This window comes from Altererythrobacter xiamenensis (genome assembly GCF_900177715.1).
Taxonomy (GTDB): Bacteria; Pseudomonadota; Alphaproteobacteria; order Sphingomonadales; family Sphingomonadaceae; genus Erythrobacter; species Erythrobacter xiamenensis.
On sequence record NZ_FXWG01000002.1, the window covers coordinates 940962 to 965234 of the forward strand.

16 protein-coding genes are annotated in these 24273 nt (G+C 61.6%); 7 read left to right on the forward strand and 9 right to left on the reverse strand.

Annotated elements, in window-relative coordinates; translation table 11 throughout:
* Positions 1 to 60 precede the first annotated feature (60 nt).
* Positions 61 to 1995, reverse strand: coding sequence for a M1 family metallopeptidase (locus CCE89_RS09990; RefSeq protein WP_086437861.1), 1935 nt, complete (start codon positions 1993 to 1995; stop codon positions 61 to 63).
* 71 nt (positions 1996 to 2066) lie between these two features.
* A complete protein-coding gene (gene hemF / locus CCE89_RS09995) occupies positions 2067 to 2924 on the reverse strand; it encodes an oxygen-dependent coproporphyrinogen oxidase (RefSeq protein ID WP_086437862.1) in 858 nt (285 codons plus the stop codon).
* Positions 2925 to 3041: 117 nt separating this feature from the next.
* Between hemF and pdeM the strand changes: the two genes are divergently transcribed.
* The 4 genes from pdeM to CCE89_RS10015 all read left to right on the forward strand — a co-directional run bounded on the left by pdeM (position 3042) and on the right by CCE89_RS10015 (position 7327).
* A complete protein-coding gene (gene pdeM, locus CCE89_RS10000) occupies positions 3042 to 3734 on the forward strand; it encodes a ligase-associated DNA damage response endonuclease PdeM (protein WP_086437863.1) in 693 nt (230 codons plus the stop codon).
* A 121-nt stretch (positions 3735 to 3855) separates the two neighbouring features.
* On the forward strand, positions 3856 to 4374 hold the full coding sequence (gene infC, locus CCE89_RS10005; protein ID WP_086437864.1) for a translation initiation factor IF-3: 519 nt from the start codon (positions 3856 to 3858) through the stop codon (positions 4372 to 4374).
* Between the two features lie 34 nt (positions 4375 to 4408).
* The gene (locus CCE89_RS10010) at positions 4409 to 5824 is read left to right on the forward strand and encodes an SLC13 family permease (protein WP_086437865.1); all 1416 of its coding nucleotides are present in this window, start codon (positions 4409 to 4411) and stop codon (positions 5822 to 5824) included.
* Positions 5825 to 5983: 159 nt separating this feature from the next.
* Positions 5984 to 7327, forward strand: a complete 1344-nt coding sequence (locus tag CCE89_RS10015) for a cystathionine gamma-synthase family protein (protein WP_086437866.1) — start codon at positions 5984 to 5986, stop codon at positions 7325 to 7327.
* A 28-nt stretch (positions 7328 to 7355) separates the two neighbouring features.
* Here the strand turns inward: CCE89_RS10015 and CCE89_RS10020 are convergent, their stop codons facing one another.
* Positions 7356 to 9134 carry a sensor domain-containing diguanylate cyclase gene (locus CCE89_RS10020; RefSeq protein WP_086437867.1) on the reverse strand — a complete coding sequence of 593 codons (1779 nt, stop codon included), beginning with the start codon at positions 9132 to 9134 and terminating at the stop codon, positions 7356 to 7358.
* Between the two features lie 215 nt (positions 9135 to 9349).
* Here CCE89_RS10020 and CCE89_RS10025 point away from each other — a divergent pair, with 215 nt between their 5' ends.
* Complete coding sequence (locus CCE89_RS10025; protein WP_086437868.1) at positions 9350 to 10201, forward strand: SDR family NAD(P)-dependent oxidoreductase; 852 nt, start codon at positions 9350 to 9352, stop codon at positions 10199 to 10201.
* 266 nt (positions 10202 to 10467) lie between these two features.
* Here the strand turns inward: CCE89_RS10025 and CCE89_RS10030 are convergent, their stop codons facing one another.
* A complete protein-coding gene (locus CCE89_RS10030) occupies positions 10468 to 11970 on the reverse strand; it encodes a tryptophan halogenase family protein (RefSeq protein WP_086437869.1) in 1503 nt (500 codons plus the stop codon).
* A gap of 12 nt (positions 11971 to 11982) precedes the next feature.
* Positions 11983 to 12978, reverse strand: coding sequence for a DUF6445 family protein (locus CCE89_RS15460; RefSeq protein WP_234990028.1), 996 nt, complete (start codon positions 12976 to 12978; stop codon positions 11983 to 11985).
* A 92-nt stretch (positions 12979 to 13070) separates the two neighbouring features.
* Between CCE89_RS15460 and CCE89_RS10040 the strand changes: the two genes are divergently transcribed.
* Positions 13071 to 15836 (forward strand): TonB-dependent receptor, encoded by a 2766-nt coding sequence (locus tag CCE89_RS10040; protein ID WP_234990029.1) that lies wholly within the window; start codon positions 13071 to 13073, stop codon positions 15834 to 15836.
* Positions 15837 to 15951: 115 nt separating this feature from the next.
* Here CCE89_RS10040 and CCE89_RS10045 read toward each other — a convergent pair whose 3' ends face one another.
* From CCE89_RS10045 to CCE89_RS10060, 4 genes are read right to left on the reverse strand one after another with little or no spacing between them, the layout of a single operon-like run.
* The gene (locus CCE89_RS10045) at positions 15952 to 17469 is read right to left on the reverse strand and encodes a tryptophan halogenase family protein (RefSeq protein ID WP_086437870.1); all 1518 of its coding nucleotides are present in this window, start codon (positions 17467 to 17469) and stop codon (positions 15952 to 15954) included.
* Between the two features lie 29 nt (positions 17470 to 17498).
* On the reverse strand, positions 17499 to 18527 hold the full coding sequence (locus CCE89_RS10050) for a LacI family DNA-binding transcriptional regulator (protein ID WP_086437871.1): 1029 nt from the start codon (positions 18525 to 18527) through the stop codon (positions 17499 to 17501).
* Positions 18527 to 20188 (reverse strand): alpha-glucosidase family protein, encoded by a 1662-nt coding sequence (locus CCE89_RS10055; RefSeq protein ID WP_234990030.1) that lies wholly within the window; start codon positions 20186 to 20188, stop codon positions 18527 to 18529. The genes CCE89_RS10050 and CCE89_RS10055 overlap by 1 nt, the downstream gene beginning before the upstream one ends.
* A 4-nt stretch (positions 20189 to 20192) precedes the next feature.
* Entirely contained in the window at positions 20193 to 22037 is a 1845-nt protein-coding gene (locus CCE89_RS10060; protein WP_086437872.1) for an alpha-amylase family glycosyl hydrolase, read from the reverse strand.
* Positions 22038 to 22176: 139 nt separating this feature from the next.
* Here CCE89_RS10060 and CCE89_RS10065 point away from each other — a divergent pair, with 139 nt between their 5' ends.
* Positions 22177 to 24249, forward strand: a complete 2073-nt coding sequence (locus CCE89_RS10065; RefSeq protein WP_086438072.1) for a glycoside hydrolase family 97 protein — start codon at positions 22177 to 22179, stop codon at positions 24247 to 24249.
* The last annotated feature ends 24 nt before the right edge of the window (positions 24250 to 24273 follow it).

The window sequence follows — 24273 nt, forward strand, 5'->3', positions numbered from 1 at the left end:
GGGCAAGCAGAAACAACGCCGGGGCGGCGCAATCGAACGGCATTGGGACGATCTGCCGGGCTAGGCGTCGCCGCTGTAGCCTACGATCTCGTCAACCTTGCTCCGCGTGTAGCTGTGATAGCCGGCGCGCGTTTCCTCGTAGAGTCCGGTCGCGATCGGGCGACCCCAGCTGCCGGTTTCCCAAAGCGCCTCGAACAGTGGCGAGACGAACTTGTTGCGGCCGACCCTCGCAAGGAATTCCTTCGCTTGCGGCACTGCCGGATCATATTCGTTGCGCAGCGCAGCCTCGAGCCAGAGGAATAGCACTTCGTTATTGCCCGTTGAGGAAAGGCCCAGCCGCTCGTTGAGCGCCGCCAGATCGGCATCGGTCATCTCTTCGGGCAGCGTTTCTAGGAAACGGCGCTGCTCTGCCGCCGTCCAGCCGGACCACGTCTGTGATGAGGGCAGGGTGCCGTCTGCGGCATAGGCCTTGGCAGCCGCATCGACCGCTGCGAAGGCGGCCGGATCGGGCTGGGCGGCGTTTTCTGGAATACCGGTGCCGTATACCCACTCGTCCAGCAGAAGCGATTCTTCCAGCTTGATATTATTCGCGAGGAGGTTTTCGCGCATGTCTGCCAGGAACATTTCGGAGGTCACCGGCTGGAAGGCGTGGTTGTCGAACCATGCCGTCAGCCACGCGTCGAATTCCTCGCGGCCGACTATCTGCTCGACCGTGCGGAGGAATACCGTTCCCTTGTCATAGATCGCCTCGCCGGAGGTGTCGAACGGGCTGATTTCCGCAGGCGTCCGCATCGCCGTGTTCGGATTGTCGGCGCCATTTTCCTCTACTGCTTCGGCCAGGCTGGCATAGCTCAAGGCGTATTCCTGCTCTGCGCGCGCCTTGCCGTAGACCTCTTCGGTGATGCGGCTTTCGATGTAGCTGGTGACGCCTTCGTTGAGCCAGCCGTCGCGCCAGCTGGCGTAAGTGGTGAGGTTGCCCGACCAGCTGTGCGCCAGCTCATGCGCGATCAGCCCGTTGTTCGATCGGTCTCCCGCGATGAAAGTCGGCGTGAGGAAGGTCATCACCGGGTTTTCCATTCCGCCATAGGGGAAAGCTGGCGGCAGGACGATCATGTCGTAACGGCCCCAGCGATATTCGCCGAACAGCTTTATGCCTGCATCGATCAATTCTTCGGTATCGCCGACTTCTTCGGCGGCAGCTTCGAGCATTTCCGGTTCCGCCCAGACGCCCGAACGCGGGCCGATCTCGGCGAACTCGATATTCCCCGCAGCGATTGCGATCAGATAGGGCGGGACGGACTTGTCCATGGTGAAGGTGAACGCGCGGCGGCTCGATTCACCCGGCTCTGCGCCCAGTTCCTCCGGCTCGCCCTGGCTGATGCCCGACATGACGACCGTCAGCGGTTCGGGCGCTGTTATGCGCGCTTCCCATGTCTGGCGAATGCCGGGGCTGTCCTGCGTCGGAATCCAGGTGCGATTGAGGATCGCCTGTCCCTGGCTGAAGAGGAAGGGATATTCGCCGCCTGCTGTCTGTTCCGGATCGAGCCATTGCAAAGCCTCGGCATCGGGCGCGCTGGCATAGGATACGACGATCCTCTCTGCCTTCCCGGAATCCTCATCGGCGTTGAGCTGGACGGTCAGCGGGGCGCCTTTTCCATCGACTTCCTCGCCCATTTCCCAGGCCAGTGCCTCGCCATCCGCATTGACGATGTCGGAAATCTGCAGGCCGTCGGTGTCGAGCACGATCTCGGTCGCTTCCGGGGTCGCCTGAAGATCGAGCGTGGCGGTCCCTTCGACCTGCTTTTCTTCGAAATCGAGATCGAGATCGAGCGCCACGTGGGTAACGCGCGCTTCTTGCGGGCGCGCAAATGTGAACTCGTCGAAGGCCTGTTCGCTGGTCAGAATAGGGGCGACCGTGGTGGCGCTTGTCTCGCCAATTTCCGGGGCATTGCAGGCGGCGAGCAATATGACAGACGACAAGGCGAAAAGGCGCATTCGGAGACTCCGGGGAATAGATCGAGGGCCCGCCTAACCGGCAGGCCCTTCATCAAAGCTGAACGGAGCGCTTAGCTCCAGGTCGCCTCCGGAGGCAAGCTCATCAGGATCGCATCGACGTTTCCGCCTGTCTTGAGGCCGAACAGCGTCCCGCGGTCATAGACCAGGTTGAACTCGGCATAGCGCCCGCGCCAGTCGAGCTGGCGCTGCTTGTCGGCTTCGTTCCAATCGGTCTCCATCCGGCGACGGACGAGTTTGGGAAAAATGCCGAGGAAGGTTTCGCCGACGTCGCGGGTGAACTGGAAATTGCGCTCGAACGCCTGTCCGTCTTCGCATTCCATATGGTCGTAAAAGATCCCGCCGACGCCGCGATGTACCCCGCGGTGAGGGATGTAGAAATAATCATCCGCCCATTTCTTGAATCGGTCGTAATAGGTCGGGTTGTGCGCCGAGCAGGCACCGCGGAAAGCGGCATGGAAATCGGCTGTGTCTTCTTCGTAGGGGATCGGCGGATTGAGATCGGCGCCGCCCCCGAACCATGCGGCCTGCGTGGTGAGGAAGCGCGTGTTCATGTGGACGGCGGGAACGTGCGGATTCGCCATATGCGCGACGAGGCTGATGCCGGTCGCAGTGAAACCCGGGTTGTCGGCGGAAGCGCCATTGATCGTCGCCGCGAACTCGGGCGCGAAATTGCCTTTCACGGTCGAGACATTGACGCCAACCTTCTCGAACACCTTGCCCTTCATGAGGCCTTGGGTCCCGCCACCGGGATCGGAATTGCCTTCCTCTTCGCGCTGCCAGGGGGTGTACTCGAATGCGGCGTCTGAGCCTGCTTCTCGCTCGATCGCTTCGAACTCGGCGCAAATGCGGTTGCGCAGGCTTTCGAACCATTCCTTCGCTCGGGCGGTTTCGGGGGTCCAGTCGGTCATGGGGTCTTTCGTTTTAAGCATGCGCGCCACTAGGACCAACGCGTGCCATGGTGCCTTGATACAGATCAATCTTACGCCAGTCTTGCCAAAGCCTGCAATGCGGGGCAAGTGACGCCAATGGTTCCCCTTTCGTTCGCAAATGAAGAATTGCTGATTGCAGGCGGTCGCGCGCTTTACTGGCCGCGCGAGCGGACGCTGCTCGTTGCCGATCTGCATCTGGAGAAAGCGAGCTGGTATGCGCGCGGCGGACAGATGCTGCCACCTTATGACAGCCGCGAAACGCTCGAAAGGCTGGCCGATGCGGTCAGGCAGACCGGGGCGCGGCGCGTCGTCACGCTAGGCGACAACTTTCATGACAGCGAAGGGACATCGCGGCTCGATCCCTATGCTGCGGGAATGCTGGAGGGGTTGACCCGCGCGCTCGACTGGGTGTGGATCACCGGCAATCACGATGAGGAAATGCACCGCGCGTTCGGCGGCACTCTGGTCGAAGAGCTGGAGATCGGCGGAGTTGTTTTGCGACATATCGCGCGGGCTGGCGAGACGCGGCCCGAGTTGTCCGGTCACTTCCACCCGAAGATGCGGGTCAGAATCCGCGAACGCCATATCTCCCGCCCCTGCGGCGTCGTCAGCCGCAGCGCCAATGGCGGCGACCGGATGATCCTGCCCGCATTCGGTGCACTCACTGGCGGAATGGATGCAGGCGCGCCTGAAATCCTCAAGGCTCTGCAACCGGCAAGCCGGATCGACGCGGTGCTCCCTGCCAAGGGCAAGCTGGTAAGCTTTCCGCTGTTCCGGGACGCCGCCTAGCGGGCCGAACCTCTCGGCGCTTCCCCCTAGCGTTTCACCGCAAGAACCCCTACATAGCGCGGACGTATAGAATCACGGCTGTAACAGGAGAATACACATAGCCCGTCCACCCCGGCGTTCGCTGGCCCCGCCCGTAAAAAGCGGCCCGCGCTACGATAATTTCATCCAGTCCGACAAAGTTCGCGTGATCGACCACGAGGGGGAAAACCTCGGCGTCATGTATACCCGCGAAGCGATGGAGCAGGCCAACGACCTGGGCCTCAACCTAGTCGAAGTGTCTCCCAATGCGGACCCGCCGGTGGCCAAGTTCCTCGATGTCGGCAAATATCGTTACGAGGCCCAGAAGAAGGCCAATGCTGCGCGCAAGACGCAGAAGACGCAGGACATCAAGGAAGTGAAGATGCGTCCGAACATCGACACGCATGATTATGACGTGAAGATGCGGAACGTGAACAAGTTCATCGAACACGGTGACAAGGTGAAAGTCACGCTGCGTTTTCGCGGACGTGAAATGGCTCACCAGAACCTCGGCATGGACCTCCTCAAGCGCGTTCAGGAAGACGTCGAGGAAATCGCCAAGGTCGAAGCTTTTCCGCGCCTCGAAGGGCGCCAGATGCTGATGGTGCTCGCACCCAAGTAAATCCAGACTATCGGGCTGAGGGGACCGACAGGACATGACCGCACGCAAGATCGGCCTTGTCCTCGGTCCCTTTGCCTTTGCCTTGACCGTATTCACCGCACCGCCGGCCGGCATGTCCGAGGGGGCGTGGCTGGTCGCAGGTCTTGTCATGTGGATGGCGGCCTGGTGGATGACGGAAGCGATTCCGCTGACCGCCACCGCCCTCCTGCCGTTCGTCGTCTTGCCGCTCGGCGGCGTGATGAACGCGCGCGACACGGCGAGCGCATACTACGCGCCGATCCTCTTCCTGCTGCTGGGCGGCGCTTTCATCGCTCTTGCAATCGAGCGCACCGGTCTGCACCGGCGCCTTTCGCTGGCCATTCTCAAGACTATCGGGACGAGCGGCGGACAAAGCCGGTTGCTGCTCGCCTTCATGATCAGCGCCGCAATCCTGTCGATGCTGATCTCCAACACTTCCACCACTCTCATTATGATGCCGATGGCGCTGGCTGTCCTTTCCGGAGGAGGCCTCGTCGCCGAAGATCACGAGGGCATGAGCGGCGCCTTGCCAATGGGGATCGCCTTTGCCGCGAGCATTGGCGGGCTCGGCACCATCGTCGGATCGCCGACCAACGGCATCGCGGTGGCGCTGCTCGACGACATGATCGGGCTGAAGATCAGCTTCGCCGACTGGATGTTTTTCGGCATTCCGATCGTGATCCTTGGTGTGCCGCTGGCGGCCTTCCTGATCTCGAAGGTTCAAAACCTCGCCACCCATCCTTTCGACATGGCGGCTGCGCGACAGTCGATCGACGACCATAAGCCGTGGTCGAGCGCCGAGAAACGGCTCGTCCCGATCATCGCCATCACCTTCCTGCTGTGGATGTCGCGGCGCTGGATCGAACCCTATCTTCCCGAGAACAGCTGGACGGACGGCACCATCGCCATCATCGCAAGTCTTGCGCTGTTCCTGTTGCCCGATGGTTCCGGCAGACCCTTGCTCAAGTGGGAGGAAGCCGACCGCGCACCCTGGGGCGTCATCATGATGTTCGGCGGCGGCCTGGCGCTCGCGGCGGGGATGCAGGCTTCAGGTCTCGCTGACTGGCTGGGTAACGCGTTGCTCCCGCTCGAGGTCGTGCCCCTCATCGTGATCGCACTCGCTATCGTTGCGATGGTCGTGCTGGTCACCGAGTTCGCCAGCAACGTCGCCACAGCCAGCGCAATCATCCCGGTCGTCGCAAGTCTCGCCGCGGCGCTTGGTCTCGGCGAGCAGGCCATTCTCCTCGCGATGCCGGCCGCGCTCGCTGCGAGCTGGGGCTTCATTCTGCCCGCCGGTACCGGGCCGAACGCCATCGCCTGGTCGACCGGCAGGCTGAGGATCGGACGCCTCGTCAAGGCCGGCTTTCTGCTCGATCTTGTCGGCATTTTCCTGATCGTGGGGATGGTCTGGGTAATCGCTGCGGTTGCCTGACACGCGATATTGAATTGCGCGGACAAGAACGATAACTGCAGCCACGAAATCGGGCTGTTAGCGGAGAAGCGTTCCTGCGGAGGTTAGGAACGGGCGCCGCTTGCGGCCTCTTTAGCTCCTGCCTTCCTGGGAGCGAGATCACAAGGAAGGACGCCAACCATGGCCGACAACTCCAGCAATCCGACCGACGACCCGCTTGGTGCCGTCGACACCCCTACGCCGCGCCGCAAGCCCAAGCCCGAAGTGACCACCATCGGCGGGCGCGAACTGAAGCCCTCGACCCTCATGATGGGGCACGGTTTCGACCCGGCGCTGTCCGAAGGCTCGCTCAAGGCCCCGATCTTCCTCACCTCGACCTTCGCGTTCGAGAATGCTGCGGCGGGCAAGCGCCACTTCGAAGGTATCACCGGCAAGCGTCCGGGCGGGGCCGAGGGCCTCGTCTATTCGCGCTTCAATGGACCCAATCAGGAAATCCTCGAAGATCGCCTTGCCATCTGGGACGGCGCCGAAGACGCGCTGTGCTTTTCCTCCGGCATGTCGGCCATCGCCACGTTGATGCTGGCGGCCTGCAACACCGGCGACGTCATCGTGCACTCCGGCCCACTATACGCTGCGAGCGAAGGCTTCGTTTCGAAGGTCATGGCGAAGTTCGGCGTAAGCTATGTCGATTTTCCGGCTGGCGCGACCCGCGAAGAGCTCGACGAAGTCATGGCCAAGGCCAAGGCACTCGCCGAGAAGCAAGGTGGTCAGGTTCAGCTGATCTATCTCGAAAGCCCGGCAAACCCGACCAATGCACTGGTCGATATCGAGGCGGTGCGCGATGCGCGTGACGCGGCTTTCGATCCCGACCTCACGCCGATCGCGATCGACAACACCTTCCTCGGCCCGCTGTGGCAGCGTCCGCTCGATCACGGCGCGGACCTCGTGGTGTACTCCCTTACGAAGTATGTCGGCGGCCATTCCGACCTTGTCGCGGGCAGCGTTTGCGGAGCCAAGCGCTGGATCGATGCGATCCGTGCGCTGCGCAACACGATGGGCGGTATCGCCGACCCGAATACCGCATGGATGCTCTTGCGGTCGCTCGAAACGGTAGAGCTGCGGATGGAGCGGGCTGGCAAGAATGCCGAGAAAGTGTGCGAGTTCCTGCGCGGCCACCCTAAGGTCGAAGGGCTCGGCTATCTCGGATTCATCGAAGACGAGCGTCAGCAGGACATCTACAACCGCCATTGCACCGGTGCGGGCAGCACGTTCTCGGTCTTCATCAAGGGCGGAGAGGCGGAGTGTTTCAAATTCCTCGATGCGCTCACAATCGCCAAGCTCGCGGTGAGCCTCGGCGGCACCGAAACGCTTGCCAGCCATCCCGCCAGCATGACGCACCTGTCCGTGCCCGACGAACGCAAGGCCGCGCTCGGCATCACCGACAATCTGGTGCGCATCAGTATCGGTATCGAGGATCCGGACGATCTGATCGCCGATTTCGAGCAGGCACTGGCGAAAGTCTAGAGGATTTGGCGTGCGGTCGTCGCCTTCGTCAGGCGGCGACCTTCAAGCAGTTGCGGCCGGAACGTTTCGCTTCGTACAGCGCGTTGTCGGCTGCCTGCAGCAACCAGGTTTCGTCTGCCCCTTCGACAGTGGTAGCCATTCCGAAACTTCCGGTGACAGGAAGGCCATCCATTTCTTCCCAGACCTTTTCCTGCAATCGGAGCCGCACGAGTTCCACCAGTTCGTGCGCCCTGACTTCGGATAATCCCGGGAAGAGGAAGAGAAATTCCTCACCGCCCAATCGGCCGACAAAGCCATTCTCTCGTATGGTTTCGCGGCAGATGGTGGCGACCTTGCGCAAGACCTGGTCGCCCATGGCGTGCCCGTGTTGATCGTTGATCGATTTGAAGTGATCGATATCGAGAATGGCGATCGGCATGATCCGGCCCGTCTCCGCGCAATCGGCCAGATTCGCGGATAGAAGATCGAGGATCTTGCGGCGATTGTTCAGGCCCGTCAGCTGGTCGGTTTCTGCCAGCAGTCGCGCGGCAAAGGCTTCCGCTTCCGCGACCTTCTTTGCCGCCTGCAGATCTTCGAGCGCCATGACCCGCTCGGTGACGTCCTGGAAAGTACCGAACAGAGCCGTCGTGCGGCCGTGCTCGTCGACCTCACGCATGAGTATGGATTCGACATGGCGGATCGTTCCGTCTCTGCGCACGATCCTGGGCGTGCCGTAGATGGTTCCGCCATGTTCGATACAGTGCTCGAGCTTTCTGAAGGCCTGGTCGCGGTCTTCGGGATGGAAGAATTCGCGAGTTAGCTTGACCGTCGGTTTCTGACTGCTGGGCAAGCCGTAGATGCGGTAAATCCCTTCCGACCAGACGATGATCTTCGTTCGCATGTCCATGCGCCAGCGCCCGAAATTGGCGAGCTCTTCCGCCGTCGCCAGCAGGTCGCGATTGGTCTTGAGGCGGCGCATCAGGTCACGTCCCTCGTTCCGGAGCGCAGCCAGAGGCAGGCAGACCGAGATGATGACGAGGAGATAGAACTGGAAGAAATTGACCAGTTCCGCTTGTGACTTGCCGATTGGATTGAGGGCGTAGGTATCGAAGGCAAGAGTATAGCTGCCTACGGTGGCAATACTCGCAATACAGGCCGCAGCGCCGATAGGACCCAGCCGGTGCGTCACCAGAACGGCACCTGCAAACGGTACGAAAAGCAGCGGATAGGAAGCCTGTGTCGCTACGAACCAGGTTACCGCCATGACCAGGGCGAGCAGTCCGAAGGCCTCGGCGCCGTAGGCTGTTGTCCAGCGGGCCCGGTTCTCCTGGATTTCGCGCGCAACGGTAACAATCATGGGCGCTACAGTCAGCGTCCCAAGCCCCAGGGTCGCGCTCCAGTTGAGAAACTCGGTCAAGGTCCAACCCATCCCGGCGAGAAAAATGATCGCGCAGTTGGCCGCAACGCCGGCTACCGTGGCGAGGCAGAAGCGCCCCAGATCAGCCGTCGTCGAAAAAGCGCGCTGCGTGGCAAACCTGCCGAAGATCAGGGCGCAGACCAATGCGTGGACGAGATTTGCAGCTATGTGGATCGCGACACTGCCTGGACCCATGCCGACCACCCAGCCGCCCACGACGCTGACCAGGCAGAAGAGGATCGCAACGACAGGCCATTGGTTCTGCCGCGTCAGCAGGAAGGTGGCGACGAATATTCCCGCCGTCGGCCAGACCATGGCCAACCCTTCCATATTGACGGCCCAGCGATAGATGGTCACGCCAGCAATGAAATAGGCGAGCGCGGCCACGACCGGCCAGGTGCCCGGTTGCATCTCTTATTTCTGCTGACCAAAACTCATGCGTGCTTTTTTAAGGAGCGCGCGTTCAAAACTTGTAAAAAGAGCGTTAACCGCACTTTATGGAACTCCCGATGGCCGGGGTTAACCATGCTGCCATGTCCATTCTGCCCGGGTATTCACCGGATTTTCTGGTCATGCCGCATTCCCGCGCTTAACCTTAGTTCCTGGCCGCAAGGGAGCAGCGCAGGATGAGCAGCAAACCGGTTTTTCTCGTCATCGGCGCGGGCGCCGGCATCGGTGGCCACGTTGCCGCGCGCTTTGCGGCAGGCGGCTATCACGCCGTTCTGGCGCGGCGCAGCGATGAGGCCGGGCTTGCGCGCCTCGTGGGACAGATCGAGGATGCTGGTGGCTCGGCCAGCGGCACGTTGCTCAACGCCGCCGAGGACGGCGCAATCGAAGAATTGGTCGAGCGCATCGAGCGCGACATCGGACCGATCGAGGGCGCGCTCTACAATCTCGGGGCGCAGATCGGGAACCGTGCGCTGGAGGATACACCGCACCGCACCTTCGAGCTTGGCTGGAGGCTCGGCTGTTTCGGACTCTATCGCCTCGCCCACGCCATCTTCCCTTCGATGGTCGAACGCGCAAAGGACGGACCTCATGGCACGCTGCTTGTGACCTCGGCTACCGCGGCGGTGCGGGGGAACGCCGGCCAGCATAGCCATGCGGCGGCCATGGCCGGACGGCGCATGCTGTGCCAGACGCTCAATGCGGAGTTCGCGCCCAAGGGTATCCATGTCGCGCACATTGTTGTCGATGGGGCGGTGAACTCACCCGACACGCTAGGCAAGCTGCTGGGCGACAAGTGGGAGACGTTCAAGTCGATGAAGGGCGAGCATGGGATGATCGAACCCGCCGCACTCGCCGAGACTTACTGGCACCTCGCTCAACAGCCGCGCAATTGCTGGACGCATGAGATCGACCTGCGCCCGCATAATGACGTCCCCTGGTGGAACGACAATCCCAACCCCCAGATCGATGCGACCGCCGGAGGCAAGGGCTTTGCCGGCCCAGAGACCGGATCATCGGGCATAGGCTAAGCCTCCGCCATCGCATCCTTGAGTTTCGTCAGAGCCTGTCCGCGCAACTGATGGATGCGCGGGACGCTCACCTCAAGCACCTGAGAGATCTCGGTGAGAACTGAGCGAGCGGTTATCGTTGTCCGGTATATTCCTTCGCGTCATTTCCTCTTCGCCCAACACTAAACTCACGTATTTCCTTAGCTTGATGGTAAAGTACTCCACAGTTCGCGGAGCTAATTCCTGCCGAGAAGTCGCAGCCTTGGGGCGCCTCACACGCATTCATTTCAACTGGCCCGGCAGTGCTTCTCGATATAGTCGGCATGGCTTGGCAGTCCGGCGACGGCACGCTCGATGATCTGGCGGACGTCCCCAAGGAAACTGCCAAGCTGCTCATCCGAAAGCTTATCCGCCATCGGATTGTAATCCTGCGGCATGATGCCTTGTCCCAGCATCACCTGCGCCCAGCTCGCATCGCGGAACAGGTCGTCCGCGTCGCGCCCGATCCGTCCGGATGCGGCGAACAGTTCCATCTTGTGACGCAGCGGCTCGGGCACGTCCATGTGCTTGCAATAGCGCCAGAACTCGGAATCCTCGCGGTCGGTCTGGTGGTAGTGCAGGATGAGGAAGTCGCGGATCTGCTCGAATTCGGCCACGGTGCGGCGGTTGTATTCATCGCGGTCGGCATCGCGAATGCGCTCGCGCGGGAACAGCTCTATCAGGCGCCCGACGTTCGACTGGATTAAGTGGATGCTGGTGGACTCGAGTGGTTCGAGGAACCCGCTGGATAGCCCGATCGCGACGCAATTGTGCGACCAGAAGGCCTCGCGCCGTCCGGTGGTGAAGCGGATCGGGCGCGGATCGCCTGTTGCCGGCGTGTCGAGATTGTCGAGCAGGATCGTCGCCGCTTCGTCATCCGACAGGAACTCGCTGCAATAGACATGGCCGTTTCCGGTGCGATGCTGGAGCGGAATGCGCCACTGCCATCCAGCGGTTCGCGCGGTCGCGCGGGTAAAGGGCGGCAGGTCGGGCAGGCGCTCGCTCGGCACCGCTTGTGCGCGGTTGCACGGAAGCCATTTGGACCAGTCCCGATATTCGACGCCCAGTTCCGACCCAAGCAGCAACGAGCGAAAACCGGTGCAATCGATAAAGAAATCGCCTTCGATCTTGGCGCCCCTATCCAGCGTGATCGCCGCGATATCCCCGCTCTCGCCGTCGCGTTCTACCGACTGGACGATGCCTTCCGTACGCGTGACGCCGTTGGTCTCGGAAAAATGCCGCAGATAACGCGCATAAAGCCCGGCATCGAAGTGATATGCGTAGGCAAGCCCGGTCATCGATGTCTTTCCGACCCGATCGAGATGCGCAAACTTGCCTTGCTGAGCGGCTAGCTGGTGCAGCGAGTAGTGCCACAGCGACTTGTCGCCGCCCTGCATCGCCTGCCGCCGCCAGTAATGGTGGAAGTGCACATTGCCGAGGTTAATCCCGGCATCGCCGAATGTGTGGAGGTAGCGTGAACCGATCTGCGACCAGTCGACGAACTCGATTCCCAGCTTGAACGTGCCGTTGGTCTGCCTGACGAAATCCGCCTCGTCGAAGCCGAGGATCGTGTTGAGGCGGATGATCTGCGGAATGGTCGCCTCGCCCACGCCGACTGTGCCGATCGTCTCGGACTCGACCAGTTCGATCGACAGCCTCGGCCCGATGAGGCGGGAGAATGCGGCAGCCGCAATCCATCCGGCGGTTCCCCCGCCGACGATGACCAGTTTCCGTATGCCTTGCTCTCCCATGCGCGTCTTTCTTCAGGATTGCGGTGGCGGACGCAAGAATGCGTTGATCGTGTAACGGCCCTTGCGCGGGTCGGGGGAGAGCGACGCGTCATTGTCGATCACGCCGCTGTGCAGCAGATTGCCGCGATAGAAGACCGCCTGGTTGAAGGTGCCCGGCGTCTGGTACGTGCGGGTGAAATGCGGCGCGCCATCGGTGATGTAGCGACGGGGCGGCAGGCCAGTCCGCGCAACGTCCGCTTCGAGTGCAGCCTTGTATCGCGGGAAGGTTTTTGCGGTCAGCGCATCGAGTCCGGTGGAATTGTGCTGGAAGAAAGCCGTCCCGCCATGAGGGGTGTGATCGAGATAGAGCATCATCGCGAACTGATCGGGGTCGGTGCCGTCGACATGCGGGAAACACTGGATTGGCTGCAAGTCACCCGGCGGGGTCGAAACGATCGAATGCCATGCGATCATCGACCATGCGCCTTGGGGGTAACCGAAGGTTTGCGAGAGCACGGGCGACAGTGCCGCCGACCATGCTTCGAGAACTTCAGGATCGAGCGCCGCGCGGAGCCCTGGATATTGCGGAGTAATCTTTGCAAAATTTTGCAAAGTTGCATCGTCAATCACCTCGTCCGGCGATTTGAGAAAGCCGTCGATCGCCAGGTATGCATGTGCACCGGATGCAAAATGTCCGACCTCGAACTGGCCCGTCTGGATCGCGTAGCAACTCATATCGATGAATGTTCTGCCTGCAATTCCCACCCGGCGCAATGCCTGGAGAATCACGGCTCCGCGCTCGTCGGCCGACGGAATATCAAGGCAAGCAACTGATCTAAAGGCCGGAATCTGCGTGGCAAAATATCGCTGCGTGATCTGATGCCCGGTTATCCGATCGCGCGGGTTTTGTGGCTCGCGTGACACATTTTTCACTCTTCGCTGTGGAGCTATGCAGACGGTGTCTCGCGCAAAAATCAGCCAAATTATTGATTTATTGGGCGAAAATTCACCCGACTTGTGCATACGCATGCGCAGCTTTTCTGCATTTACGAAAACGTGATTTGCCGTTATGAAAAAAGATGCAAAATATGGACTCAGAGGGTCTGATGGGGAGGTTTGAAATGCGAAGAACAGGATTTTCTGCGAACGCGCGGCTGCTCTGCGGTGCCGCCACCGGCATGGCGTTGCTGGTCAGCGGTGCCCCGGCATTTGCTCAGGATAGCGATGCGGACGAGGGTGAGGAAAACACCATCGTCGTCACCGGTATCCGCAGCGCAATCGAGAACTCGCTCGATGCGAAGCGCGAATCGTCGAGCATCGTCGAAGTCATTTCGGCAGAAGACATCGGCAAGCTGCCCGATCTCTCGATCGCCGACTCGCTGGCTCGCCTGCCCGGCGTGACCGCACAGCGCGTGCGTGGCCGTTCGCAGCAGATCTCGATCCGCGGCCTCGGCCCCGACTTCTCGCTGGCACTGCTCAATGGCCGCGAAGTCGTGTCGGCAGGCAACAACCGCGGTATCGAGTTCGACCAGTTCCCGTCGGAACTCATTGCGCAGGGTATCGTCTACAAGACCCCCGATGCGCGCCTTTCGGCAACCGGCATCGCCGGCGCGGTCGATCTGCGGACGATCCGCCCGCTCGATTACAACGAGACCAAGATCAACATGTCGGCCCGCTACGTCATCAATGACGCGGGTAAGCTCAACCCCGATTTCTCTGACCAGGGCTATCGCTTCTTCGGATCGTACATCGGTCAGAACGATGCCGGCACGGTTGGCTGGTCGCTGGGCGTTACCCACCAGTCGAACCCGACGCAGTTCATCTCGCGTGAGCTCAAGACCAACCAGTTCCAGGTTTCGCGCGACGCCAACGGTCTGCTCTACCCGTCGGACAACCCGCGCCAGGGCGTCGTCTCGCGCGATTTCGAGCGGACCTCGATTGCAGGTGCCCTCCAGTTCGAACCGAGCGACCGTTTCCAGCTGACGCTCGATGCCTTCTACACCGACACGCAGGATTCGGGCATCTTCCGTGGTACGGAAACGCCCATCGCTTCGTGGAGCGGCGCAAGCTTCGACAGCGCAACCGGTTCAGGTCCCTTTGCCGACACCGCGACCTATACCGCTGTCGTGCCGATCCTGCGCACCGATACCGAGGGTAACGAGGCGGAGATCTTCGCCGCCGGTGCGAACCTGAGCTACGAAGTAACTAACCGTCTGAGCCTTGAGGTCGACTACGGCTATTCGACTCTCGATCGCAACGACATCGACTACGAATCCTACGCCGGTACGGGCTTCGCGCGCTCGGGCGCGCAGGACACGCTGACCTTCACCATGCCCGACGATGGTCGCTATTCGATCGCGTCGCAGCTGGATTACACCGATCCGGGCACGGTCCTGCTAACCGATCCGGGCGGCTGGGGACAGGTCGGCTTCATCAAGGAACCGATCATCGAGGACGAGCTTCACCAGCTGCGCGCCGAAGTCGATTACGCCCTTGATGCGGGCATCCTGTCGAGCGTCACTCTCGGCTGGATCTACAAGGACCGCGAGAAGAACTTCGACTCGAACGAAGGCTTCATCCGCCAGTCCCCCGGCTTCACCAACGGCTCGCTTGCGATCCCCTCGGACGCCATCATCGGTTCGACCAATACCAAGTCACTGGGCATGGACATCATCGCCTATGACCCGTCGAACTTCTTTGAAGACGGCACCTATGTCTACGAGAAGGCGACCTTCGACACGCAGTGGAGCGTCGCGGAAGAGATCCACACCTTCTACGGCATGATCAACCTCAACGGCGACCTCGGTTCGATCCCGCTGCGCGGCAACATCGGCGTCCAGTATGTCGATACCAAGCAGTCCTCGACCGGGACCATCGGCGGTGGTCTGACCAACCAGGTTTCGGACAGCTACGATCACTGGTTGCCGAGCGTGAACCTCTCGTTCGAGGTGGCCAACGATACCTTCGTCAAGATGGCCTTTGCCAAAACGCTGACCCGTCCGCGGCTCGACCAGCTGGCGGCGAACCAGAACATCACGGTCAACCCGCTAAGCTGTACCGACACCGATGGCGACCAGATCCCCGACACGGTGATCGCCTTCAATCCGCCGCAGCTCACCTGCTTCAACCTCGGTGGCGGCAACCCGCAGCTGCGGCCATATCGCTCGACGTCATATGACATCTCCTTCGAGAAGTACTTCTCGCGCACATCGGCGCTTGCCGTGGCGGTGTTCCACAAGGACCTGTCCGACTGGGTCATCCAGTTCAGCGACACGATCGATATCGAGCAGCAGATCATCAATGCCGGGTTCGGCAACATCCTGCAGACCGCGCCTGAGCTGGCGACCGCTTCCTTCAACGGTCCGGTCAACTTCTCGAGCGGGAAGATCACCGGCGTCGAAGCAACCCTGCGGCTCGACTTCGCGGATTTCACCGATGCATTCGACGGCTTCGGTGGCAGCTTCAGCTACACCTATGCCGATGCCGAAGTGGAAGATGCGAACGGCGATCCGCTCGACATTCCGGGATATTCGGAGAACGTGTGGTCGGCCGACCTCTTCTACGAGAAGGCCGGCTTCCAGGGTAAGCTGAGCGCGCGTCATCGCAGCGGCTTCCTGTCCGAAGTTCAGAACTTCGACGGCAGTCTTTCGGGCGCGCAGGCGCTCAGCGAAACGATCCTCGACGCCCAGATCGGCTACACCTTCGAGGACCGCGATGGTTGGCTCGACGGCTTCGGCATCCAGTTCGAAGTCTTCAACCTGACCAACGAGCCCTTCGTGACCGAGAACGCCCTGCTCGATACGGGCGGCAACCAGATCGGCACCTTCCCAAGCCGGCACGAGGTCTACGGACGCACCTATAACGTGACGATCAAGAAAGAGTTCTGATCGCGCTGTAACTCCCTGCCGGCTTCGGCCGGAAAACGAAGAAGGGCTCGCCAGCGATGGCGGGCCCTTTGCGCTAGTTCGGAGGGAATAACCGATTTCCGCCACCCCCGAGGGTTCAGGCGTGCGGGCTCTTGCAATGCTGCGCGAGGAAATCGGCGTGTGCGGGCATCTGCGCGACGGCATCCTGCATCGCCTTGCTGATCGCGGCGAAGCGGTCGGCGACAGGCACCTCTTCGCGCAACTTGGCGATGGCTGGCGCGCGCCGGGGTTCGATCCCCTGACCCAGATAGACCGCGATCCAGCTGGGGTTATTGAACAACTCGCGCTCGTCCGACACCAGCATTCCGTAATTGCGGAAGTGATCGATCTTGTACTGGAGGCTGTCGGGGATATCCATCGCGGCGCAATATCGCCACAGCTCGGAATCGTCACGCTCGGTCGCCTTGTAGTGCAGGATCAGGAAGTCGCGGATCCGCTCGTACTCGGCAGCGGTCTGCCGGTTATATTCTTCGGCCAGAAGCGGCGACATCTCGCTGTCAGGGAAGAGCGCGAGCAGCCTCAAAATACCGTACTGGATCAGGTGCAGACTCGTCGATTCCAGCGGCTCCATGAACCCCGCGGAAAGACCGATGGCGACGCAGTTCTTCGCCCAGAAAGCGCGGCGTTTGCCGGTAACGAAGCGAAGGGTTCGCGGCTCGGCCAGCAATTCGCCCACGATCGAGGAAACCAGTGTTTCGGTCGCCTCGTCCTCGCTCACATACTCGGTGCAATGCACATAGCCGTTTCCAGTGCGGTGCTGTAGCGGAATTCGCCACTGCCACCCGGCTGCCTTGGCGGTCGAGCGGGTGTAGGGCGAGATGGTTTCGCCGCGTGCGCTGGGTACGGCCACGGCGCGATCGCACGGCAGCCAGTGTTGCCAGTTGTCGTATCCCGCCTTCAACGCATCTTCGATCAGCAGTCCGCGGAAGCCGCTGCAATCGATGAACAGCTCGGCTTCGAATGCGCGACCGTCTTCCAGGGTGACGCTGGCAATCGCGCCGCTTTCACTGTCGAGCGTGACGCCGACGACCTTGCCTTCGACCCGTGTGACACCGCGCTGTTCGGCGTAGCCGCGCAGGAAGCGTGCATATAGTGTCGCGTCGAAGTGATAGGCGTAGTCATAAGTCGACTGGATCTGCCGCCGATCGGGGAGGGGAGGGGCGAATTTGCCCGCCTTCGACATCGCCCAGGCCATCGAGAAGTCGTCGATCGGGCCGTCGATCCGTCCGGCGAGGCTTTCGCGCATCCAGTAATGGTAGAAGGGCACCTGATCGAACTCGGCACCGTGCTGGCCGAACGGATGGAAATAGCTGTGACCGAGGCGCCGCCAGTCGACGAACTCGATCCCCAGTTTGAAGGAACCTGCGGTCTCGCGGATGAATGTCGCTTCATCGATGCCGAGGCGCTGGTTGAAATAGCGGATCGGCGGGATCGTCGCTTCGCCCACGCCGACAGTGCCGATCATTTCGGATTCGATCAGCGTGATGTCGACGCGTGGTCCCAGCGCATCCGATAGCGCCGCCGCCGTCATCCAGCCCGCACTGCCCCCTCCGACGATGCAGATTTGCCTGATGGGGGCGAATTGCGATGCCAAGGTTCGACCCTCTCTCCTGCGCTGCGCGCCTAGCCGCCGCAGCTCTCGCGAATGAGCAGGCTGGTCTCGGTCCTGTCGGACATGGGCACCTTGCCCTGCGCATCCATCAGCTTCGATACCAGCAGGCGACCGGCAAGCCCGGTATCCTGGTCGATCGTGGTCAGGCGCGGTGTGATGTAGCGCGAGGCAGGGATATTGTCGTATCCTACGACCGAGACGTCGCCTGGGACGGAAACCCCTGCTCGCGTGAGAGCGCGGATAGCGCCAATCGCGATGAGATCAGACGCAGCAAAGACCGCGTCGAACTTCAGGCCGTTGTCGAGCGCGGCGCGGGTCGCGCTTTCAGCCGAGTGAACGTCGAAATGCGCCGGGATTGTCAGCTCTTCGGTGAAGGCGATATCGGCCTTCTCGAGCGCGCGGCGATACCCGCGATGGCGCTGTTCCATCTCGGGAGCCTCGGTGTCACCGAGAAACAGGATGCGCTGGCGACCCAGCCTGACGAGGTGCGAGGCCGCGCGTTCTCCCCCGAGCAGATTGTCCGAACCGATCGAGCAATATTCCGCATCGCGAAAGTTCGCGCCCCACACGACAAAGCGCGTGTCGAGCTTGGCCAGGCGGTTGAAGGCGTGGTGGAACGAGCTTTGTCCAATGAAGATCACGCCCGTCGCGCGGCTGGTTGCCAGAGCGTATTCGAGGTGTTCTTCCGAAGTCGGAGTGAGATGGCTGACCAGCACATCGGCATTGCGGTCTCTCGCCGCTTCGGTGATCCCGGCGAGGAGTTCGAGCAGGAACGGGTCAGCCAGCCTCGTTTCGCGCGCCTGTGGTGCGGGCACGACGACCGCAATGGTCGCTTCGGCACCGATCGGCCCCTTGGGCATGGAAAGACGGAAATCGTAATCGTGCTCGCGCGCGATTGTCCAGATCGCCTGCTTGGTCCGGCGGTTTACAGCAGGATGGTCGTTGAGAGCGCGCGAAACGGTCGAGATCGACACGCCCGCTTCCCGCGCAATGTCTTCCAGTCTCGCGCCCTTGGCCTTCGCTGGATCCCTCGTCGCCATTATGCCCCCGCTTGCATCCTGGAGGCCCAATAGCCCGACATCGGGGGCAAGGTCGATGGTATTTGCTGATCGGGGGCAAACCCGGTGTCGGATGCGACCGCTGACCATACGCCCGGGGCTCCGGGCTCCCAGTCGACGGCGCCATCGCCCAGATTGAAAGCGCAGAGCACATCGCCCGAGGGATCCGTCCTGACAAAGGCAACCACGTCGGCCGGACTGTCGAGCAATTCGAGGTCACCGCTTGCCAGCGCAGGAAACTGCTTGCGGACCGCGAGCAGTCGGCGGGTGAAGCTGAGCATCGACGCCGGATCACTGCCTTGCGCATCGACCGCCAACGGCTTGTGCGCCTCGTCCAGTTTGAGCCATGCGCTCGTGCCGCTGGTGAAGCCGCCGCCGCTTGCGCCTGCTTCCCACGGGATCGGCGTACGCGCACCGTCACGGCCGAGCGTGTGCGGCCAGTTGGCGATTGCCTCGGGATCCTGCAGGTCTTCGAAGGCGACATGCGCCTGCGGCAGAGCGAGCTCTTCGCCCTGATAGATGAAGGCGTTGCCGCGCAGCGCCGTCAGCAGCAGCATCATGGTGCGGGCCGTTCGGGCTGCGGTCGCTTCATCGCTCCAGCGCGTGATCGCGCGCGGCGCGTCATGGTTCGAGAAAGCCCAGGATGGCCAGCCTTCGCCCTTATCGCCGCTCCACTGCGCCAGCGATCGCTTGACCAGCGGCGCGGTGAGCTTCTCGGCATAGAGGAAGTCGAAATTATAGGCGCTGTCGAGCCGTGTATCGCCCTCGGTAAAGGCCTTCATTTCGGCAAGCGGTTCCGGCCCGCCGACTTCCGCGACGGTAAAGCGCGCCGGATATTCGTCCATCACTCCGCGGATTCGCTCGATGAATGCGGTGATGTCGGGATGCGACTGATTGTACACCTTCAGTTGCATGTCGAACGGGCGGGTCACCGCTTCCATTGGAGCACCCGAAGGCGGATTGTCGCGCAACTGTGGGTCGTGCATCGCGAAGTTGATCGCATCGAGCCGGAAGCCATCGACCCCGCGGTCGAGCCAGAACCGCGCGGCATCGAGCACCGCGTCCTGTACCTCGCGATTGTGCAGGTTGAGGTCGGGCTGGCTCTTGAGGAAATTGTGCAGATAATACTGCTTGCGCGGCCCGTCCCATTGCCAGGCCGATCCGCCAAAGACCGATTGCCAGTTGGATGGCGGGGAGCCGTCCGGCTTGGCGTCGGCCCAGACATACCAGTCGGCCTTGGGATTGGTGCGATCGCGGCGGCTCTCCTGAAACCACGCGTGCCGGTCGGAGGTGTGCGAATAGACCTGGTCGATGATGACCTTGAGGCCGAGGCCGTGGGCCTTTTCTATGATCCGGTCGAAGTCGTCGAAATCGCCGAAGCTCGGGTCGATCCCGCAATAATCCGATACGTCATAGCCGAAATCGTCCATCGGCGAAGTGAAGAAGGGCGAGATCCACACGCCGTCCACCCCGAGCGAAGCGATGTGGTCGAGACCTTCGACGATACCGCCAAGGTCGCCGATCCCGTCACCATTGGTATCGCGAAAGCTGCGCGGATAAATCTGGTAGAAGACCGCGCCGCGCCACCATTCTGCGGTGTCGGGCAAGGCGCTCTTGCGGTCAATGGGCGAGGCGTGGCTCACGCGGTCAGTACTCCGATTTGCAGACAAGATAGCCAAGAGCGGGGATGGTCAATTGATAGGCACCTGGGGCGGGCGAGGTGGGGGCGCAATTGCCGCTCAGCGATTGCCATTGCAGCGCGCGTCCGTCCACTGCGAAGGAGACCGTGCGGTCCTTCGTGCCATTGTTGAAGGCGACGACGATCTCGCCGCTGTCGTCCGGGGCGAGGCGCGACATGACGAAGGCATGGCCGTCATGCTCGGCCAGGCGGACGACCTGCTCTCCGCGGCGCAGGGCAGGCTCGGCGAGGCGGAGCCGCGCCATGTCGCCGATGGCGCGGTAGAGCGGATGGTCGGTATCGAAGTTGTCATCGCCGACCGTCGCATCGGTGCCGATCAGGTCATTATCGAGATAGACCTTTGTCGCGCCCGGAAACATGGTTTCGCGCGCCGCCTGATCATTGCCGTCCGAAATGAAGCCCTGCTCGTCGCCATAATAGATCGTCGGCACGCCGCGCGAGAACATCATCATCGCATGGCCGAGCAGAATGCGGGTTTGCATCTCCTCGTCGGAGGCATTTTCGTTTTCCTCGCGCACGAACATGGAGAAACGGCCCATGTCGTGATTGCCGAGGAAGGTCGGCAGTTGCTTGGCGGTGGCAAATCCCTCGGCATAGACCGCGTCCGCGCCGAACAGGCGCTCGAGCGACTTGCTCGGCTGGCCTTCCGCCACCAGCCCGCGCACGGTGCCCTGAAACGCGAAATCGAGCACGGTCGGCAGTTTGGCGATGGTTGTGAACTTCGCGAGATGCGCGGGTTCGAACTCGTAGACTTCGCCGAACATGTGGAAGTTCTCGATGCCCTCCGCCTCGGCATGGTCGAGGATGGCGGGCGCGAATTGCTGCCAGAATTCCATGTTCACGTGCCTGGCGGTGTCGATGCGGAAACCGTCGACGCGGAAGTCGGTGATCCACTGCTTGTAGATGTCGATGAAGCCTTCGACCACGCGCGGGTTCGACGTCATCAGGTCGTCGAGGCCGGAGAAGTCTCCCAGCACCGCGCTGTCGCCCTCCCAGAAGCTGTCGCCGCGGTTGTGATAGAGCGTGACAACATTGAGCCACGCGGGGTTCTTCACGTTGCGCTCGTGCGGTTCGACATAGGGCGTATAGGCGTAGTTCGGATTGGTCAGCCGCGCGTAGTTCTCCTGCGTCTGGTGCTTGGCCTGCGTGCCGAGAAAGCCATCGTTGATTCGCTCGCCGTCAGGACCGCCGAGCGTCGTGTAGGGATAGTCTCCTTCGGAGCGATAGGGACAGGTGAAGGTGTCGCGGTACTTGGCAGGTGCACCGGGTCCATGGCACTCGGCGTTCTTGATGACGTCAGCGGTGTGGTTGGTGATGATGTCCATGTAGACCTTCATCCCGCGTGCATGGGCGGCCTCGACCAAAGCCTTGAAATCTTCTCGTGTGCCGATGTGCGGATCGACATTGAGGAAATCGGTAATCCAGTAGCCGTGATAGCCTGCGGACTCGTTGCCCTTCGGCCCTTGCACCGGCTTGTTCTCGAAGATCGGGGTCAGCCAGATCGCGGTAACGCCGAGGCCCTGGATATAGTCGAGCCGCTGCATCAGCCCCTTCAGATCGCCGCCCTGGTAGAATCCCTTGTGCTTCGGATCGAAGCCGTGATCGAGGCGGTCTCCTTCGATCCCGCCGCGATCATTGGCCACATCGCCATTTTCGAATCGGTCGGGCAGGACAAAGTAAATGACTTCGTCTTCCGGAAGGCGATCGGGCTGCGTGTCATGCGGTTCGTTTGCATGTGCCGCTGCACTTATGATCGCGGCAACGCTGGCCATGGCCACTACGACCGATTTCATGCTTTTCCCTCCCGCGCTAAACCGCATTGCGCATATGTTTGCATAATTTCTCATAGAGAAACCAGCTTAAAATGTGTTACGAGGTGGAAAACAAGCATTCCTTTGCAGTTTTTTGCAGGAATCAATCCGGGAGTTGGAAATGCATCGTCTTTTGTCCGCCATGGTGCCAGTGTTTCTCGTGGCGATATCGTTCTCGCAGCCGGTCTCTGCCGAGGAGACGGTGACCTCTCCCGATGGCCGTATCACGGTGACGGTCGACGTGAATGGCGAGGGGCGACCCTTCTACCGGATCGATCTCGATGGCGCAGCGGTGCTGACCGAGAGTCGCCTGGGGTTTCTCTTGGCAGACCAGGACAAGCTCGAACGGCGCCTCGCGGTCATCGCGGCGGAGGCTTCCAGCCATGACGAGACATGGGAGCAGCCCTGGGGCGAACGGCGTTTCGTGCGCGACCATCACAACCAGCTCACGGTGCGGTTCGAAGAAGACAGCGATGAGAAACGCCGCTTCGGCGTGACCTTCCGCGTCTTCGATGACGGAGTGGGCTTCCGCTACCTGTTCGACGATTCCAGCGTGGGCGAGACACTGCGTGTCGCGGACGAGCTGACCGAATTCAATCTTGCGCAGGACGGCACGGCCTGGTGGATCCCGGGCGGCGAGTGGAATCGCTACGAATATCTCTACGAGAAAACGCCGATCAGCGGCGTCTCGATGGCGCATACGCCGCTCACCTTCCGCATGGAGAACGGCACCCATGTCGCTATCCACGAGGCGGCACTGGTCGACTTCGCCGGCATGTGGGTGAAGCGCACGACCGGCACCAATTTTCGCGCGACGCTGACCCCGACGGGTTCAACCGCTGCGCGCGCGATGCGCGACATTCCCTTCGCCACGCCCTGGCGCACGATCCGCGTTTCGGACGATGCGGCGGGCCTTGCGATGAGCGACATCGAATTGAACCTCAACGAGCCCAACAAGCTGGGCGATGTCAGCTGGTTCAAACCGCACAAATATGTCGGCGTGTGGTGGTCGCTCCACCTCGACGAGGAGAGCTGGGGCCTCAACTCCGGCTCGGGATCGGATGCGAGCTTCACGGCGAAGAAGCACGGCGCGACGACCGAAAACGTCAAGCGCTACATCGATTTCGCCGCCGAGCATGGCTTCGAAGGCGTGCTGGTCGAAGGCTGGAACATCGGCTGGGACGGCAACTGGTTCTTCAACGGAAAGCTGTTCAGCTTCACCGAAAGCTATCCCGACTACGACTTCGCCGAGCTCGCCCGCTATGCCGCCGAAATGGGCGTGCCGATCGTCGGCCACCACGAGACTTCGGGCGATATCGGCAATTACGAAAGCCAGCTTGCCGATGCGCTCGACCTGATGGCGGAGCGCGGCGTGAAGACGATCAAGTCGGGTTACGTCACCGATGCCTGCAATTTGCGCTATGTTCATCCGGATGGCCGCGAGACGCGCGAATGCGTCGAAAGCCAGGTGATGACCAATCATCACATCATGGTCGTGAAAGAGGCGGCCAAGCGGAAGATCGCGATGAACCCGCACGAACCGGTGAAGGGCACGGGCCTGCGCCGCACCTATCCCAACTGGGTCAGCCGTGAGGGGGCGCGAGGCATGGAGTTCAATGCCTGGGGCGTCCCGCCGAACGGGCCGAGCCATGTGCCGACCATGGTCTTCACCCGCATGCTGTCGGGCCCCATGGACTATACGCCGGGTGTGCTGAGCCTCGAGGGGCGCGGTCAGCCGCTCCAGATGACGAAGGCGCGCGCGCTCGCCGAATATGTCGTGATCTATTCGCCGATCCAGATGGCGGCCGATCTGCCCGAGCACTATGCCGAGGCGATGGACGCCTTCCAGTTCATCAAGGACGTGCCGACGGATTGGTCGGAAAGCCTTATCCTTGATGCCGAAGTCGGGGAATATGTCGTCACCGCGCGCAAGGACCGGAATAGCGAAGAATGGTTCCTTGGCGGAGCGACGGACGAGCAGGCGCGCGACACCGCCGTCTCGCTCGACTTTCTCGATGCTGGCACGGCCTATCGCGCCGAGATCTATCGCGATGGCGCGAATGCGCATTTCGAAGGCGAGGGCCGCTTCGACATCGTCATCGAAACGCGCGAAGTCAGCAGCGCCGACACGCTCGACCTGCGCATGGCGCCGGGCGGCGGATACGCGGTACGGCTGGTTCCCCTCTCTCGCTGACTGCCTTTATCTCGCTAATTGACA